The sequence below is a fragment of the Aphanothece microscopica RSMan92 genome (assembly GCF_046613545.2).
Lineage (GTDB): Bacteria > Cyanobacteriota > Cyanobacteriia > PCC-6307 > Cyanobiaceae > NIES-981.
Genome location: NZ_JBKKKY020000568.1, coordinates 1 through 434, shown reverse-complemented (window position 1 = coordinate 434; position 434 = coordinate 1). Strand labels below are relative to the sequence as shown.

At 34.1% G+C, this 434-nt stretch carries 1 protein-coding gene; it reads right to left on the bottom strand.

The features are described from left to right. Positions 1–282 precede the first annotated feature (282 nt). The gene (locus ACLD7X_RS19095) at positions 283–417 is read right to left on the bottom strand and encodes an OmpA family protein (RefSeq protein WP_411425254.1); all 135 of its coding nucleotides are present in this window, start codon (positions 415–417) and stop codon (positions 283–285) included. Positions 418–434 lie beyond the last annotated feature (17 nt).

The window sequence follows — 434 nt, the reverse complement described above, 5'->3', positions numbered from 1 at the left end:
ACTCCATTCCTAATAGTAAAGGCGTAGAAAAGTTCGTTTCAACAAATGTGTCTGCGTAGGGCTTGATGGAAATTATACTCATATATTCTGTTTTTTTGAAGGGTACATCGTAAAATTTTTATCTCAATTTGTTCTCATCAACTTTCTCTCAGAAACTATACTGCACAATAGACGCTAACTATCAATAAAAAATCTTACTAAAATAAAAACCTTGTGTTCATTTTTAATGTTTACTCTTTTTGGTAAAAATCTAAAAAAGTTTTTACTTCCTCTATCAAACTACTAGTTTTCAAGCACTACGAACTCTACTCGGCGGTTTTGGGCCTTATTTTCTTCTGTGTCGTTCTCTGCTACTGGCTTGGTTTGTCCGTACCCTTTCCAAACCAATCTCTGCTCTCGCACTCCTTTATTAATCAAGTAACTAGATATCAACT